Source organism: Acidiferrobacter thiooxydans (assembly GCF_003333315.1).
Lineage (GTDB): Bacteria > Pseudomonadota > Gammaproteobacteria > Acidiferrobacterales > Acidiferrobacteraceae > Acidiferrobacter > Acidiferrobacter thiooxydans.
The window spans coordinates 719555-734745 of sequence record NZ_PSYR01000002.1; the positions used below are offsets into that span (position 1 = coordinate 719555).

The 15191-nt window shown below is 62.6% G+C and carries 13 protein-coding genes and 1 tRNA gene; 10 read left to right on the top strand and 4 right to left on the bottom strand.

Translation table 11 applies throughout. From position 1 onward, the window contains the following. Positions 1 to 79 precede the first annotated feature (79 nt). The gene (locus C4900_RS10520; protein WP_170132511.1) at positions 80 to 844 is read left to right on the top strand and encodes a class I SAM-dependent methyltransferase; all 765 of its coding nucleotides are present in this window, start codon (positions 80 to 82) and stop codon (positions 842 to 844) included. A 252-nt stretch (positions 845 to 1096) separates the two neighbouring features. Here C4900_RS10520 and C4900_RS10525 read toward each other — a convergent pair whose 3' ends face one another. Further along, positions 1097 to 2014, bottom strand: a complete 918-nt coding sequence (locus C4900_RS10525; protein WP_114283062.1) for a fumarylacetoacetate hydrolase family protein — start codon at positions 2012 to 2014, stop codon at positions 1097 to 1099. A 189-nt stretch (positions 2015 to 2203) separates the two neighbouring features. On the opposite strand from C4900_RS10525, the gene C4900_RS10530 reads away from it, so the two are divergent. Genes C4900_RS10530 through C4900_RS10560 form a run of 7 tightly spaced genes read left to right on the top strand, consistent with a single transcriptional unit; the run spans position 2204 to position 9053 of the window. Further along, positions 2204 to 5053 carry a molybdopterin oxidoreductase family protein gene (locus tag C4900_RS10530; protein WP_065970434.1) on the top strand — a complete coding sequence of 950 codons (2850 nt, stop codon included), beginning with the start codon at positions 2204 to 2206 and terminating at the stop codon, positions 5051 to 5053. 11 nt (positions 5054 to 5064) lie between these two features. Next, positions 5065 to 5760, top strand: coding sequence for a 4Fe-4S dicluster domain-containing protein (locus C4900_RS10535; protein ID WP_065970436.1), 696 nt, complete (start codon positions 5065 to 5067; stop codon positions 5758 to 5760). Positions 5761 to 5781: 21 nt separating this feature from the next. Next, the gene (locus C4900_RS10540; protein WP_065970438.1) at positions 5782 to 6813 is read left to right on the top strand and encodes a dimethyl sulfoxide reductase anchor subunit family protein; all 1032 of its coding nucleotides are present in this window, start codon (positions 5782 to 5784) and stop codon (positions 6811 to 6813) included. Positions 6814 to 6870: 57 nt separating this feature from the next. After that, positions 6871 to 7362: a cyclic pyranopterin monophosphate synthase MoaC gene (moaC, locus tag C4900_RS10545; RefSeq protein ID WP_065970440.1), complete on the top strand. Its 492-nt coding sequence runs from the start codon at positions 6871 to 6873 to the stop codon at positions 7360 to 7362. A gap of 1 nt (position 7363) precedes the next feature. Next, positions 7364 to 8383: a GTP 3',8-cyclase MoaA gene (gene moaA, locus C4900_RS10550; protein WP_065970443.1), complete on the top strand. Its 1020-nt coding sequence runs from the start codon at positions 7364 to 7366 to the stop codon at positions 8381 to 8383. A 2-nt stretch (positions 8384 to 8385) separates the two neighbouring features. Next, a complete protein-coding gene (locus tag C4900_RS10555; protein ID WP_065970446.1) occupies positions 8386 to 8625 on the top strand; it encodes a MoaD/ThiS family protein in 240 nt (79 codons plus the stop codon). Continuing rightward, positions 8625 to 9053 (top strand): molybdenum cofactor biosynthesis protein MoaE, encoded by a 429-nt coding sequence (locus tag C4900_RS10560; protein ID WP_065970447.1) that lies wholly within the window; start codon positions 8625 to 8627, stop codon positions 9051 to 9053. Before C4900_RS10555 ends, C4900_RS10560 begins: the two co-directional genes overlap by 1 nt. Here C4900_RS10560 and C4900_RS10565 read toward each other — a convergent pair. Beyond that, the gene (locus tag C4900_RS10565; protein ID WP_065970453.1) at positions 9045 to 10898 is read right to left on the bottom strand and encodes an ABC-F family ATP-binding cassette domain-containing protein; all 1854 of its coding nucleotides are present in this window, start codon (positions 10896 to 10898) and stop codon (positions 9045 to 9047) included. The genes C4900_RS10560 and C4900_RS10565 overlap by 9 nt on opposite strands. Before the next feature lie 723 nt (positions 10899 to 11621). Between C4900_RS10565 and C4900_RS10570 the strand changes: the two genes are divergently transcribed. Then, positions 11622 to 11698, top strand: a tRNA-Pro gene (locus C4900_RS10570). A gap of 96 nt (positions 11699 to 11794) precedes the next feature. Then, positions 11795 to 12799 (top strand): tyrosine-type recombinase/integrase, encoded by a 1005-nt coding sequence (locus C4900_RS10575; protein ID WP_114283063.1) that lies wholly within the window; start codon positions 11795 to 11797, stop codon positions 12797 to 12799. Between the two features lie 61 nt (positions 12800 to 12860). Here C4900_RS10575 and C4900_RS10580 read toward each other — a convergent pair whose 3' ends face one another. Together C4900_RS10580 and C4900_RS10585 are read right to left on the bottom strand one after the other, a co-directional pair. After that, positions 12861 to 13967 (bottom strand): ThiF family adenylyltransferase, encoded by a 1107-nt coding sequence (locus C4900_RS10580; protein ID WP_170132512.1) that lies wholly within the window; start codon positions 13965 to 13967, stop codon positions 12861 to 12863. 367 nt (positions 13968 to 14334) lie between these two features. Continuing rightward, entirely contained in the window at positions 14335 to 15189 is an 855-nt protein-coding gene (locus C4900_RS10585) for a DUF4338 domain-containing protein (RefSeq protein ID WP_114282479.1), read from the bottom strand. Between the last annotated feature and the right edge of the window lie 2 nt (positions 15190 to 15191).

Sequence of the window (15191 nt, forward strand, 5' to 3'; positions counted from 1 at the left end):
CAGTATAACAGGCCGGTCTGGTACCAGCATGGGGGAGCTGTATGCTTACCCGGGTCGTTAATTGCGAAGGATGTCCGCCATGAGCCATGACCAAGATGTCACGCGTCAGTTCGATGATGTCGCTGCCGGCTATGAAAACAGCGCCGTACATGCCGAGGGCCCGGATCTCGCGCTGTTTCGCCATGCCGCCGAACGCCTGCGCCCCGGTCACGCCCTCGATGTCGGTTGTGGACCCGGGCATGTGGCCTTGGCGGTGGCGCCGTTCTGCGCCCATGTGCAGGCGGTCGACGCCAGTCCCGCCATGCTCGCGATCGCCGCCGAGCGCGCCCGTAAGGCCGGCCATAGCCATATGGATATCCGGGAGGCCTCGGCCACCCGGCTGCCGTTTGCCGATGCCGTCATGGATCTCGCCACCTGCCGTTTCAGTGCCCATCACTGGCGCGACCTAGCCGCAGGGATACGCGAGATCGGGCGTGTCCTGCGCCCCGGCGCACACTTCATTTTGACAGACAGCGTCGCCCCCGACGACCCGCTGGCCGATACCCACCTCCAGGCCATCGAGGTGTTGCGCGACGCGACCCATGTGCGCAACTACACGGTCTCGGCGTGGATGGCGCTCCTTGCGGCCCATGGCCTGGCACCCTTGCGGACAGATCATTTCCGTATTCGTCTGATGTTTGCCGATTGGGTGGCACGCGCCAAGACCCCGCCTGCGCGGATCGATGCAATCAAGGAACTGTTGTCTAACGCCCCGGCCGAGGCGCGCTCGCGGCTGGGTGTGGAGGAAGACGGATCGTTTCATCTCGACGTCCTGACCGTGCAGTGCGAGAAGCGCGGCTACTGACGGCAAGCGCGATAAGTCGCGGCCCCAGGGGCCGCAAGCGGCCCTCTTGGGGGCTGGAGCCGCGAATCCAAAGGGATCTGGGAGACCTCATGCGCCCGTAACGCCGGTCGCATGAGGGGACCGTGGCCTGCTGGGGACCTATCGTTGGCGGACGTAAGGGCCTGCCTTGAACCCGTTGGCAAGAAACCCGTGGCAACGGCCGCGACGCGCCCAGAGGGCGTAAAGACCACGGCTACCGTCGCCCGAGGTCTCTCAATCAGGGGCAACAAAGCGGTTTTCGATCGCCCCTATCCCCGTGATCTGCATGCGGACCACGTCGCCCGCAGCGAGATAGCGCGGCGGCGTGCGGCTCATGCCGACCCCTGGCGGGGTACCGGTGGCGATGACATCACCCGGCTCGAGCGTGACCAGCTGGGATAGATGGCTGACGAGCGCCGGCACGTCATAGATCATATCCGAGGTGTGGCCCTGCTGGCGCAGCTCCCCATTGACCCAGGTCTCTAGCACCAGATCGTGCGCGGCTCCGACATCCGCCTTCTCGACCACGGCAGGACCCATCGGCGCAAAACCATCGCTGATCTTTCCGGCAAGCCATTGGCCGGTCCGAAACTGCAGGTCGCGGGCGCTCACATCATTGATCACGGTGTAGCCGAACACAGAGTCCAAGGCCTCATTCATGGTGACCCGCCGCGCGCGCCGGCCGATGACGACACCGAGCTCCACTTCATAGTCGACCGCTTGCGACTGCGTCGGCAGCCTGACGTCATGGTACGGGCCGGTTATGGCGTTGGCCCATTTCGCGAAGAGCGGCGGTTCGGGCGGAATCGGCTGTCCGATCTCGCGGGCATGACTGCGATAATTGAGGCCGATACCGATGAAGCGGCCGGGGTCGTGCAGCGGTGCGCCAAGCATGAGGGCTGCGGTATCCAGGGCGCGCGCACCATCCCCGGGGCCATTGCGCCGCAAGGCATCGAGAAAGGCGTCGACCCCGGGCGAGGTCAGAAACGCACGCAGACTGGCGGCGGCAAGCGCCGCCGCGACACCCGGCAGTCTCCCGCCCACCAAGTCCCGGCACCGGCGATAGCAGTCGGCGAGATCGTAGAGGGCGCCTGCCATGCTCACCCCTAGACGGTAACCGCTCCGCGCCTTCTTGTAGCGCACAAACTCCATGCCATGCCCCTTTTTGGGAATACCCCCGGCAACGACGCCGGCGGGCTTCTATAAATCTGCGTGATATGCCCCATCACACCATGAAATAACTATCTGATTCTTATCAGGTTATCAAAACAATTCTCTGGTATTCCGGTATGCTTTTCGTGTACCGTTCAAGCGTCGCCACCTTTAGTTTCGGGAGACTGTATGTCAGCACCACAACACGAGCACGAGCACGGTACGTCGGAGGTGAAGTATTCCACCTGCTATATGTGCGCCTGCCGGTGCGGCATCAAGGTGACGATAGAGAACAATCAGGTCCGCTTCATCCAGGGTAACCGCAATCATCCGATCAATAAAGGCGTGCTGTGCGCCAAGGGGTCGGCAGGCATCATGAAGCAGTGCTCACCGGCCCGCTTGCGCAGCCCGCTTTTGCGCAAGCCCGGTACCGAGCGCGGCGCCGGGGAGTTCATCGAGATCTCCTGGGACAAGGCGCTAGACATACTCACCGAGCGGCTTGCGCGCATTCGCGCCACCGATCCCAACAAATTCGCGTTCTTCACCGGCCGTGACCAGATGCAGGCACTCACGCGTCTATTCGCCGAGCAGTTCGGCACGCTCAACTGGTCGGCGCATGGCGGCTTTTGTTCCGTGAACATGGCCGCCGCCGGCCTCTATACCTTGGGCTATGCCTTCTGGGAATTCGGTGATCCGGACTGGGATCGTACCAAGTATTTCATGCTCTGGGGGGTTGCCGAAGACCACAACTCGAACCCGATGAAGATCGGTATCGAGAAACTGAAGAGCCGCGGCGGCAAGTTCGTCGGCATCAACCCAGCGCGCACCGGCTATCAGGCGGTCGCCGACGAATGGGTGCCGATCCGGCCTGGCACCGACGCGATGCTGGCGCTGTCTATGATCCACGTCCTGCTCTCGCGCGATCTCTTCGACTGGGACTTTCTGATCCGCTACACCAATGCCCCGTTCCTCGTGGTGCAGACCCCCGGAGAGAAGGGTGACGGACTCATCTATCGTGACGAGGCCGGACAACCGCTGGCCTGGGACCTCAAAAAAGAGGCGTTCGTAAACGGCCTCGATGCCTCCTGCCACCCGGCGCTCTTCGGCGAATACAAGACGCCTGATGGACGCACGGTGAAGACGGTCATGACGCTGCTTGCCGAACGTTATCTAGACGAGCGTTTCGCGCCCGTGAACGCCGCCAAGATCTGCGGAGTGCCGGCCGCTACCATCGAGCGCCTAGCGCTGGAAATGGCCCATGTAGCCTTCAAAGAGACCATAGAGGTCGCCGTCGAATGGACGGACTGGGCGGGCCGCAAGCACGACAAGTTCATCGGCCGGCCGGTGTCCATGCACGCCATGCGCGGGGTCTCGGCGCACTCCAACGGCTTTCAGGCGGCGCGCGCCATCCATTTCCTGCAGATCCTGCTCGGCACCATCGACTGCCCCGGTGGATTTCGCGCCAAGCCCCCCTACCCGCGGCCGGTGCCATCGCCCGGCAAGCCCGCCCGGCATAGCGCCCCCAACACACCGCTCGATGCGCACCCGCTCGGCTTCCCGACAGCCCCCGAGGATCTCGTGATCGATGACGAGGGGCGACCGTTGCGCATCGACAAGGCCTATTCGTGGGAGGCGCCGATTGCCAATCACGGCCTCATGCACATGGTGATCACGAACGCCGTCAAGGGGGATCCCTACCCGATAGACACGCTGTTGTTCTTCATGGCCAACATGGCCTGGAACTCCAGCATGAACACCGCCAACATCCAAGACATGCTGCGCGCAAAGGGCCCCGACGGGGAATACAAGATCCCATTTCTGGTGGTGGCCGACGCCTTCCATTCCGAGACCGTGCATTTCGCGGACCTGGTGTTGCCGGATACCACCTATCTCGAGCGCTACGACGCGATCTCGCTCCTCGATCGGCCGATCTCCGAGCCGGATGCGGTGGCCGACTCCATCCGCCATCCGCTGCTCGCGCTCGATCGTGACGTTCGTCCCTGGCAGGAGGTCATGATCGAGCTCGGCGCGCGCCTCAAACTCCCGGTCTTCACAAACGCCGACGGGACGCCCAAGTACAAGGGCTATAAGGACTTCATCACCTATTACGAGCGCGAGCCCGGCATAGGCTTCTTGGCCGGCTACCGGGGTGCCGACGGCAGCAAGTCGCTGCGCGGCGAACCCAATCCCCAGCAGTGGGAGCGCTACATCGAAAACCAGGGCTTCTTCCAGTACCACCTGCCCAAGGGCATCCGCTACATGCGGTTTGCCAACAAGGGCTACCTGGAATTTGCCGTGGAGGCGGGCTTCCTGAAGACCGCCGAGCCGATCATGATCGAACTCTATTCCGAGGCCATCCAGCGGTTCCGCTTGGCCGGGCTCGGACTCTATGATGGCCCGACCCCCAAGGAGCGCGTCGATCAGGAGCGCCTGGCCACCTACTTCGACCCCCTGCCGGACTACTACGAACCGCTGGAGCAGCAGCGCGTCGATAAGGAAGAGTACCCGTTCTTTGCGGTCAACCAGCGCCCCATGATGATGTACCACTCCTGGGATTCGCAGAACGCCTGGCTTCGGCAGATCATTGCTCAAAACCATCTTTACATGAACCGTGCCCGCGGCGAGAGCCTGGGATTCAAGGACGGGGACTGGGTATGGGTGGAATCGCACAACGGCAAGATCCGTGTGCAACTGCGCCTCATCGAAGCCTGTCAGGAAGACACGGTATGGACCTGGAACGCGATCGGCAAGCAATCGGGCACGTGGGGATTGAAACCCGGCGGTCCCGAGGCCACCGAGGGCTTCCTCATGAACCACCTGATCTCGGAGCTCCTCCCGGAGAAGTCCGGCGAGCGGCGGCTCACGAATTCCGACCCGATCACCGGGCAGGCGGCGTGGTACGACCTGCGCGTGAAAGTCACGCGCGCCGCCCCTGGCGAGGAAGGCGTATGGCCGACGTTCGCCAATGTCCCGCCGTTGCCGGGCGCGCCGCCCAAACCCGATATCCTGCGCTATAACACGCGCACCAAAGCGAGTTAAAGGAGTCCGTCATGCGCCTAGGCCTTGTCATCGATCTCGACACCTGCGTCGGCTGCCACGCGTGCGCGACGGCCTGCAAGCAGTGGAATACGAGCTCCATCACAGCCCCCCTCACGGATTACGATCCCTATGGAAAGGAACCCTCTGGGGTGTGGTTTAACCGTATTCGCCATTACGAGATCGGCGAATACCCGAACAACAAGACCATCAACTTCCCGATGTCGTGCATGCACTGCGAAAACGCCGAGTGCGTGACCGTGTGCCCGACGGGCGCCTCCTACAAGCGTCCCGAAGATGGCATCGTGCTTGTCGATCAAGACAAGTGCATGGGTTGCAACTACTGCTCCTGGGCATGCCCCTACGGCGCGCGCGAACTCGATCGCGAGTCGGGCACCATGAAGAAGTGCACCTTGTGCGTAGACCGCATCTACGACGAGACGCTGCCGGTCGAGGACAGGCAGCCGGCATGCGTGCTGGCCTGTCCGGCCCATGCGCGCCTGTTCGGCGATCTCGACGACCCCGAGAGCACGACCAGCCGCGCCGTGCGCGAACGCGGCGGCTATGCGCTCATGCCTGAGCTCAACTACAACCCGACGAACCATTATCTGCCGCCGCGGACGCGGCCGGCGGTACCCACCTCCGACCTTCCGCGCGGATCGCTGGCGCGCAAGGTCAAGGAGTGGGTCAACCGTGTCATTGAACGTTAAACACATCAGGGGGCTTAAAATATGAACCCGTCACTTGCCGTCATATTCTTAACGCTCTTCTCGGGCGCCGGATTCGGTCTCATGGCGATGGTCGCGATCGTCAACGACTTCGCGATCGACGGAGGCTTGAGCCCGTTGCGCACCGCCATCCTCGTGGCGCTTGCCTTGCTGCTCGTGACCATAGGCATGGTGTCGTCGACTGCGCACCTCGCGAACCCGAAGAATGCCTGGCGGGCGTTCACCCGCTGGCGGACCTCGTGGCTTGCGCGCGAGGGCGTGTTCGCGGTGCTGTTCTATCCACTGGCCATCGCCTACCTCGGCTGGGTGTTCTTCACAAACAGCGACCAGAATGACGGGGCGCTCGTGCTCGGCAACGTCGCGGGCCTGATCGGGCTTGCCACGATCTTCTGCCAGGGCATGATCTATGCCTGCCTACGGACCATACGGCAATGGCATACGCCGCTCGTCCCGGCGAACTTTTACGCCCTCGGACTTGCGCTCGGCATGACCATCCTCGCGACCAGCCGGGTGCTCACCCACGGGCCGGATCTCATACTGGTAAGCGCGGCCTGCGCGCTGCTGGTGGCGGCCGGGGTCATGAAGGCAATCTATTACTTTTGGATCGGCGCGCCGAGCGGCACGACCCTGCAGACTGCTACGGGATTTACGGGTGGACGGGTGAAGCTCCTGGATCAGGGGCACACCTTTGGGACATTTTTGACCCATGAATTCAGCAACTGCATAAGTCCGACCCGGGCGCGGAACTTCAAGATCGCAGTCTATGTCCTGGGGATCTTTGCGCCCATGGCGATCCTGCTCGCCGCGGCCCACATGACCCTTGGTCTGGGCGTGCTGTTGGCCCCACTGCTGGCCTTCATCGGGATCGGGCTCGAGCGCTACCTGTTCTTCGTGGAGGCCCAGCATGTGGTGAACCTCTACCACGGCCGCATGCCCGGCTCCTTGCCGCAGATGCACCCGGCCTTGCGGGGCGGCGCGGTAAGCCCGTCTGTGGTCGGCAAGCCGCGGCTCGTCCCGAGCTACGAGAAGCGCTAGAGCTTATCGGCGCCGACCATTATAGTGCCCGGAGATCAGGAGCGCGGGAGTCGGCGCATGGCAGACGAGAACGAAAACGGCGGCCTTACACACTTTGATGCCCACGGCCAGGCGCGGATGGTGGATGTGACCGAGAAGGCCACCACCTCCAGGGTGGCGGTCGCCGAGGGGCGCATCACCATGGCCCTCGAGACCGCCGACACCATCCGGGCCGGCACGATTCGCAAGGGGGATGTGCTAGGTGTGGCGCGGCTCGCGGCCATCCAGGCCGCCAAGCGCACCGATGCCTTGATCCCGCTCTGCCATCAGGTGCCGATCTCGGGACTCGATGTCAGCTGGGACTTCGTCGATGCCACCTGTCTACGCTGCTCGGTCAGTGTCCGCACGCGCTATATGACCGGCGTGGAGATGGAGGCCCTGACAGCCGTTGGCATTGCGCTCTTGACCGTTTACGATATGTGTAAGGTCATGGATCGCGGCATGGTCATTGACGGAATCCGCTTAGTACACAAGGAGGGAGGCCGCTCTGGAACCTGGGATCGCACGTGATATGGCAGGCACCGGGGCCCTCGTCCCACAGGCGGAGGATCTCCATGACCGTTTCGGCCGCCGGATTTCCTATTTGCGGGTATCGTTGACCGAACACTGCAACCTGCGCTGCCGATATTGCTCTCCGGAGAAAGGCACACCGCGCTTTGCGCGCAAGGACCATCTGGCGCCCGCCGAACTCGACCAGCTGCTTTCGGTCTTTCGCAGCCTTGGCGTGCGTCATATGCGCTTTACAGGCGGCGAACCGCTGCTCTATCCCTGGCTTTGCGATCGCATCGCTCATGCCCGCAGCCTCGGCATCGAGAAACTGAGCGTCAGCACCAATGGTTACCTGCTCGACCGGCTCGCCGGGGCACTGGCCGCCGCGGGCCTGAAGCGACTGAATGTCAGTCTCGACAGCCTCGTGCCGGAGCGCTTCGCGCGCATCACCCGGGGAGGTGATGTGAACCGGGTCCTGCGCGGTCTTTTCATCGCCCGCGAGTCCATCCCGCACATCAAATTGAACGCAGTCCTCCTGAAAGACGAGAATTTCGATGAGATCCCGGCTTTGGTCGACTTCGCCCTCGCCGAAGGCTTCGACATCCAGTTCATAGAGACCATGCCCTTAGGGATTGCGGGCAGCACGAGCCGCGCCGACAGCTACGTGAGCGTGGCCGAGGCCGAGGCACGCATCGCCCGCACGCACGCCCTGATAGCGCGCCCGAGGGCGCCTGATGACGGGCCCTCCCGCCGCTTTGGCGTCGCCGGTTTTGCCAACGCTATCGGTTTCATAAGCCCCATCAGCCAGAACTTCTGCGCCGGTTGCAACCGCGTGCGCCTGACATCCACCGGTCGGCTTGTCTATTGCTTGGGCCAGGACGACGGGGTCGACCTGCTAGCGCCGCTACGCGCCGGACTGACCCCTAAGGCCCTAGCGGATCTCATCCGCGATAAGGTCTGGCATGAAAAGCCCGAGCGACACACCTTCAACGACGAACCCGGGCGCGCGGCGCCCGTCTATATGATGCGTTTGGGGGGCTAACCGTGATCACCGTTCGCTATTTTGCCGCGGTGCGCGAGATCCTGGGGTGCGACACACACAAGCTCGCGCCCACGGACACGCCGCAGCGCGCCTCGGATGTCCTGGAGGCGCTCGCCGGTGCGCGCCTCGCCGATCTCCCCACGCCCCTTCTCGTTGCCATCAACTGCGAACATGCATCGCTCACAAGCCTCGTGCACGACGGCGATGAAGTCGCATTCTTCCCACCGGTAAGCGGCGGCTGATGATCGTCAGACTCCAGACCGAAGACTTCGATGCCGAGCGCGAGGCGCAGGCGCTCGAGGTCAAGGGCGCGGGCGCGCGCGTGAGCTTCGTCGGTACGGTGCGCGACAGCGCGCAGGGTCGCGCCATCACGGCGCTCGAGATCGAGCACTATCCGGAGATGACGCGCGCGGAACTTGCGCGTATCGGTGCATCCGCCCAGGCCCGCCATGATCTCCAGGAGGTACTCATCATCCATCGCTATGGGCATCTGGCCTGCCATGAGCGCATCGTACTCGTCACCGTGTGGTCGGCACACAGGGCCGAGGCCTTCGCCGGCTGCCAGGCGATCGTCGATGCCCTGAAGACGCGCGCCCCCTTTTGGAAAAAGGAGATCTCGCCTGAAGGCGCCATGTGGGTGCCGGGCCAAACGCCCCAGGGCCTAGGATAGGCGTGCCGCGACCTCGGCCAGCCTTTCCTCCAGGGCCAGCCACCCCTCCTCATCGGCGGCCTGGCGGGCCGTGACGATCGCGCGCTCGGCCTGCAGGATCTTGATGGTCTCTCCCCCCTGCTGGTAGGCGCGCGGATCACCCAATACCGCATCGATCTCGGCAAGACGCGCGGCGTCCGCGGCCATGCGCGCCTCGATGGCCTGTTGCTCGCGCCGATAGGTCGCAGGAGATATGGTGGGGCGTCGCCCCTCCTTTTTGGGCCTTGCCGCGGCCTTTGGCGCACGCGATGCCACCGTCTCTCGCTGATAGTCCTCGAGGTCGCCCGCGTATTCCCGTACCCCACAGTCCCCCACCAGCCACAAGGTATCGACGCACGAGCGGATCAGATGGCGATCATGCGACACCAGAATCAAGGCCCCGCTATAGTCCTGCAGGGCGTTGCCCAGGGCGTCGCGCATCTCGAGATCGAGATGGTTGGTGGGCTCATCGAGCAACAGGAGATGGGGGCGGCCCCACGACAGGCCGGCCAGTACAAGCCGGCTCTTCTCCCCGCCCGATAGCCCCTGGATCGTCCGCTCCAGACCGCCCGATGCGAAGCCAAAACCCCCCAGATAGTCGCGCAAGGCCTGTAAGGGTGCGGCCGCATCGAGGGCCGCCATGTAGGAAAGCGGCGTGCCCCGCGGATCGAGTTGCTCCAGTTGATGCTGCGCAAAATACCCGACGGTGATGCTGGCGGTCGCGGTGCGCGCCCCCGCGGTCGGCGCAAGCTCCCCCAAAAGGACCTTCAGAAAAGTCGACTTGCCGGCGCCGTTGCGACCGATCACGCCAATGCGATCACCGGGCGCGACCGTGATGCCCACTCCCGTAAATAGCGATGCCGCACCGGGATAACCGAATGTGACATCGCGCAACGCGATCAGGGTATCGGGCATGCGCTCCGGGCCCTTCAACGGCAGCGTATACCGGACCTCGCCGCGAAGCTTGGTCACGCGCTCCATGCGCTCCAGCATCTTCAAACGACTCTGCGCCTGGCGCGCCTTGCTGGCCTTGGCCCGAAAGCGCGCCACGAAGCGCTCCAACGCCTCGACCTGCGCCATCTGCTTGCTCTCCGCCGCCCCCCTTTGGGCGGCCTCGAGGGCGCGACGTTCGACGTAGGCATCGTACGATCCTACGTATAAAGACAAGGTGCGATCATGGATGGCCGCCACGCGATTGACGATCGCGTTCAGGAAATCCCGGTCGTGGGATACGACCAAAAGCGCCCCATCGAAGCGCGCCAGATACTGCTCGAGCCAAGCAATGGCCTCGAGGTCCAGGTGGTTGGTGGGCTCATCCAGCAGCAAAAGATCGGCACGGGCCATGAGCGCACGAGCGAGGTTCAGGCGCATACGCCAACCCCCGCTCAACACCCGGACGGGCCGCCCCAGGTCCTCTTGCGAAAAGCCCAATCCCGCCAAGAGCTGGCTTGCGCGCGCCCCGGCACTGAAACCCTCGATCGCCTCATAGCGGGCCTGGGCGGCAAAATAGCGCTCATCGTGGACCCCGCTCGCAAGGTCTCTCTCCAAGGTCCGCAACTCCGGATCCCCGTCGAGGGTAAACGCCAGCACCGAGGCATCCGTGTCCGGGATCTCTTGGGCCACCGCCACGACACTCACCGCCCCCGCGAACTCAAGCCGCCCCTCCTCCGGCTCCAGGCGCTCATGGATGATTCGAAGGAGCGTGGACTTCCCTGAGCCGTTACGGCCGACAAGACCGATCCGCTGGCCCCGGTAGACCTCAAGCGAGACATCGCGGAAGAGCTCCTCGCCACCCACGCGAAACGATAGATCTCGGACATTAAGCATCCATGTAGTCTACCAAAAAGCGCGGCGGCGCTCCGCCTGTAACCGCGCAGCGGTTCAGGGGGTGGTGAGGTGGCGCGAAATCCCACTCAAAGTCGCGCCTCGCCTGATATATGGACTCCCCCTGCATGGCCGCACGTATTGGCCTTTGGCATCAGGATCGGACTGCATAAATATCGCTGGCCTCTCGTGCATCCGTAGACCAAACCCTGATGACGCTCGCTCGCAGACGCCTCGCAAGTTCCTCTGTGGACAATCGACCGCTGAAACGGCAAGACGTAAATCTGCGGCGGTCGGGTCGGCTTCCATCAGTGGCCACGCGCAAGCCAACATGGCGTTTGGCAGCTGACGGCAACGCGATCCATAAACGCTTTCGGTACCAAGGCTGCGTGAGACCGCAGTCTCCCCGGTGTTCACGGGTCGATATCGGAAACTCGAGGCGGCGGCTGCTCCCGGTCGACGGGGCCCCATCCTCCCCTATTCTGATGCCTTCATTTGCCCGGGCGCGGCGCTGTTTCCCATGCTGACCTCGGAACCGTTACCGGGGCGGGCTCTTGGGCTCGGCGAGAGCCGTTCATGGGCCGCGGCCACCCTCCGGCGAGCCGCCTAACCGCCTCGTCCGATTCGCCCTCGCCGAACGAGGTCTCACGCACACCCTCGACCCGCCCCATCGGAATAACACCACCTTTGATACTAAGGGCGCTTACGGTATGATGCCACACGGAACGGGGCGTAGCGCAGCCTGGTAGCGCACCTGAATGGGGTTCAGGTGGTCGGAGGTTCAAATCCTCTCGCCCCGACCAATAAATCAAGGACTTAGGGAACATAGTTCTCATCAATATCCGGGGTTTGGTACACTGGTGGTACACCGACCAGATGTCATACGACCAGGAACCCGGATGGCAGCATTTCAAAAACGATCAGGAGCTTGGCGGGCCCTCATTCGCCGTCGCGGTTATCCGCCTCTCACGCGCACGTTTGATTCCAAAGCTAAAGCCGAGACCTGGGCGCGCCAGATCGAGGGAGAGATGGATCGCGGTGTTTTCGTTTCGCGGGCCGAAGCGGAAAACACGACACTGGCCGATGCGCTCGACCGCTATGCCGCCGAGGTCTCATGTAGCAAGAAGACTGCCAACCGCGAGATTTATACGATTCGCTGGTGGCAGACCTCCGCATTAGGTCCACGATCGCTCGCCTCGATTCGCGGCAAGGATATTATGGCCATGCTCGCAGCCAAGGAGGCAGAGGGCGCCGCGCCACATACGATTCACCTCTATCTCGCCCTCCTCTCCCATCTATTCACCGTGGCTCGTCGGGCTTGGGGTATGGAGGGCTTGAGCAATCCCACGGAATTCGTGCGCAAACCCAAGCTCCCCCAAGGCCGTGATCGCCGCCTCATCGACGACGAACAGATCCGCCTTCTCAACGCCGCTCAAACCTACGGCGGCGAGATCGGCACGATCATCACCTGGGCCATCGAGACCGCCATGCGCCGCGGGGAGATCGCGGCGATGCGCTGGGAACACCTGGATCGGAAAGACCGGGTCCTCCTGATTCCCGAGACGAAGAACGGCACGCCCCGCCAGGTGCCATTGTCCACGGTGGCACTGGAGATCTTGTCCCAAAGGGATCCCCTGCGGGGAGATGGCCTACCGAGGCGCACTGATGGGCGCATATGGGGCATGCGCCCGGACTCCATTTCCCAAGCCTTCGAGCGGGTCTGCCAGGCCGCCGGCATCGAGGGGCTGACCTTCCACGACCTGCGCCATGAGGCCACGAGCAGGCTTTTTGAGAAAGGGCTCAATCCCATGGAGGTGGCGGCGATCACGGGGCATAAGACCCTGCAGATGCTGAAGCGGTATACCCATCTCAAGGCAAAGGATTTGGTGGGGAGGCTGGGGTGAAAACCACCAAATACTTTGAGGCCAGACGTCAGCGTCCCGACCGCATCGGCATTCGCGCCGTTCAAGAGATCGCAGCAGCTCTTCGAACGCCAGTAGCGAGGATGCCGCAATCATCACCCAATGCAACTATACCGGGGAATTGGCATTCCGAATGGCAGCCCCCATAAGAGGGCGGTTCGGTGACGTTGCCAACAAAGTGATAGAGCTGGGCTCCAGGATTTGATTGCCCGAGTGGGTCCAGGGTGAGTGCAAGCATTTGTAGCACCTGCATGCTTGCGCAGGACATCGAGAACGGAAACACGTTCTCGCGAGTCTTAAGCGGATGATCTTTGGGCAGACCAGAGATATATGCCGGGTCATCTAGCAGACCTTCACGCTCAACCTGAACTAGGCCGGGGTCATACTGCCGCAAACATTGCAAGCAGGGACGCCCCACAGTCGCCGTATGAGCCTTCCAGTCTGCCGCCGCTAACTTCCCGAGCCGGTTACTTCGTACCGCGATTCCACCATCAATAACCGGGATGAGGTGCGCATAGGCAATCAGGTTGAGAATATAGCGCCCCCAAGGCCGATCAACGCAAGCAAATAGAACGTCGCAATCTAAAGCCGCGCGGAACCCTTCATCCTCAAAAACCGCAGCCGGGATAGCTTCAGTCCTGAAAGGATCAGCCGTAGCCCGGGCCCTCAGATGTGCCTCCTGTACCTCAACTTTGAGACGGCCAATATCGTCCCGCGTTGCATAGCTCAGGCGATCCAGATTGTGGATTTCGATAAAATCAAAGTCCATCAGCATCAAATCTTCAAACCCCATCCGTGATAGAGAATCGCCAACTAAGCCGCCTACACTACCTGCGCCAATTAAACCAACTCGCAACCGCGCAATATCCCTCTGTGCTTCTTCGCCCCAAGCCGAGATCGTGCGAATTTGCTCCGCGTTTGCAATTGGGGGCGGTGCCAATTCATCCATGTACGACACCTTTAGACGATTGCCTACGATGCGCACGCTGGCGCAATTTTGGCGGGCATAGGTGCGCGGCTCGCGCCTGACCCAAAAACGTCCGCTCCAGCCACCATCACCCGCGAGGGTGAGACCGACGAAAGGTTTTCGCGTAGCACCGAAAACCGCTCCCGCGTTCCCCTGTTCAGCACAAACGTCATCAAGGCTCATGCCTTGCCATCCGCGCCCGTCTGGGTGACTATGCATCAGCGCCAAGCCAGCCCCTTCGGCCGCCGCCTCGGTCACTGCCCGCTCTAAAAACGCAGACTCGAAGCTGGCATTGCCATGCACCCTCCGCTCGCCTTCTCTCGGGAGGACCAAACGATGGATTAACGCTGTCGCCCGGCTTCGACCCAGGCTTGGGCGCCATAAAGCGAAACACAAGTCCTCCTGACCATCACTCCGAAGCAGATGTGCGCGAGCGACGCCAGCAAGCTCCTCTGTCATCGCCACGCTATAAGCTTTCTATTACACACATCTTTCTGTCAACAAAGCATGAGGCATCGATGAATATCGATAGGTAATCGAATGGCCTGTCTTATGCGTTGCAGAGATGCCGGCGAAAGTCCCGCACGAGCGGATAGATCCAGATACTTTTGACGGGCTTTGCGTGGCGATGCAAGACGTCGAGCTTACCGCGCCCTTGAGTATCCCCAAGGTTTTGCCAGTTGGCCGCCTTGTAGCAGGTACCGGTAAAGCGCGGCTTCTCGACGAAGGTTTCGAGCAGAACCGGGCGATAGCTGTAGCGGGCGTGCCAGTCGTCGGGGAGTCGGCGGCTGACCAAGGCCAGGATCCGTGAGGCCAAGTTTGGGCAATGGATCCACGGCAGAATAAGGAAACGGGCATTGTTGACGATCAGGTGCAGATTGCGTTGCCGCTGATCGACCGTCCAGCCGATGGCCTGATCGCGGGGCTTGACCTTCCAGGCGCTGGCCCCGAAGCCCAGGGCCGCGACGATCTGGCCTTGGGCGCGTACGAAGTAGCGCAGTTGCGCCCCGGGCATGAGGGTATGCCCGAGGTAGTGGTGGCGTTCGATATAGGCGTTCCACAGCCGCGATTCGGCTCTGCCGAGGACCGGATCAATGGTGAGCGTAGCGAGATCGATGGCCGGGATGACGGCGGGTTCGCAAACCGCCTGTTCGATGTCCGGATAGGACCGGTAGGTGACGGGCTTGGGGTTGCGCGGCGGGGGCAGTGTGATCAGCCCATCGGCGTGCATGCGGTTGAGGGCCACGCGACAGCTCATATCCTTCAGAGCGCCATTTTCCCGGCGCCATCCGAGCCTCTCACAGACTTCCCGGGATAAACGAGCACGGTTCATCTGGGGGGTCGTGAGCCACTCGCGGATCAGCGCGATCTCGGCTGGTGTAAACTCTCGTCCGCAGTAGCGCATCG

Coding starts and splice junctions, on each gene's coding strand:
- C4900_RS10530 (WP_065970434.1), top strand. CDS start 2,204: ATGTCAGCACCACAACACGAGCACGAGCACGGTACGTCGGAGGTGAAG.
- C4900_RS10525 (WP_114283062.1), bottom strand. CDS start 2,014: ATGGAGTTTGTGCGCTACAAGAAGGCGCGGAGCGGTTACCGTCTAGGG.
- C4900_RS10580 (WP_170132512.1), bottom strand. CDS start 13,967: ATGAGCCTTGATGACGTTTGTGCTGAACAGGGGAACGCGGGAGCGGTT.
- C4900_RS10565 (WP_065970453.1), bottom strand. CDS start 10,898: ATGCTTAATGTCCGAGATCTATCGTTTCGCGTGGGTGGCGAGGAGCTC.
- C4900_RS10540 (WP_065970438.1), top strand. CDS start 5,782: ATGAACCCGTCACTTGCCGTCATATTCTTAACGCTCTTCTCGGGCGCC.
- moaC (WP_065970440.1), top strand. CDS start 6,871: ATGGCAGACGAGAACGAAAACGGCGGCCTTACACACTTTGATGCCCAC.
- C4900_RS10520 (WP_170132511.1), top strand. CDS start 80: ATGAGCCATGACCAAGATGTCACGCGTCAGTTCGATGATGTCGCTGCC.
- C4900_RS10575 (WP_114283063.1), top strand. CDS start 11,795: ATGGCAGCATTTCAAAAACGATCAGGAGCTTGGCGGGCCCTCATTCGC.
- moaA (WP_065970443.1), top strand. CDS start 7,364: ATGGCAGGCACCGGGGCCCTCGTCCCACAGGCGGAGGATCTCCATGAC.
- C4900_RS10535 (WP_065970436.1), top strand. CDS start 5,065: ATGCGCCTAGGCCTTGTCATCGATCTCGACACCTGCGTCGGCTGCCAC.
- C4900_RS10560 (WP_065970447.1), top strand. CDS start 8,625: ATGATCGTCAGACTCCAGACCGAAGACTTCGATGCCGAGCGCGAGGCG.
- C4900_RS10585 (WP_114282479.1), bottom strand. CDS start 15,189: ATGCGCTACTGCGGACGAGAGTTTACACCAGCCGAGATCGCGCTGATC.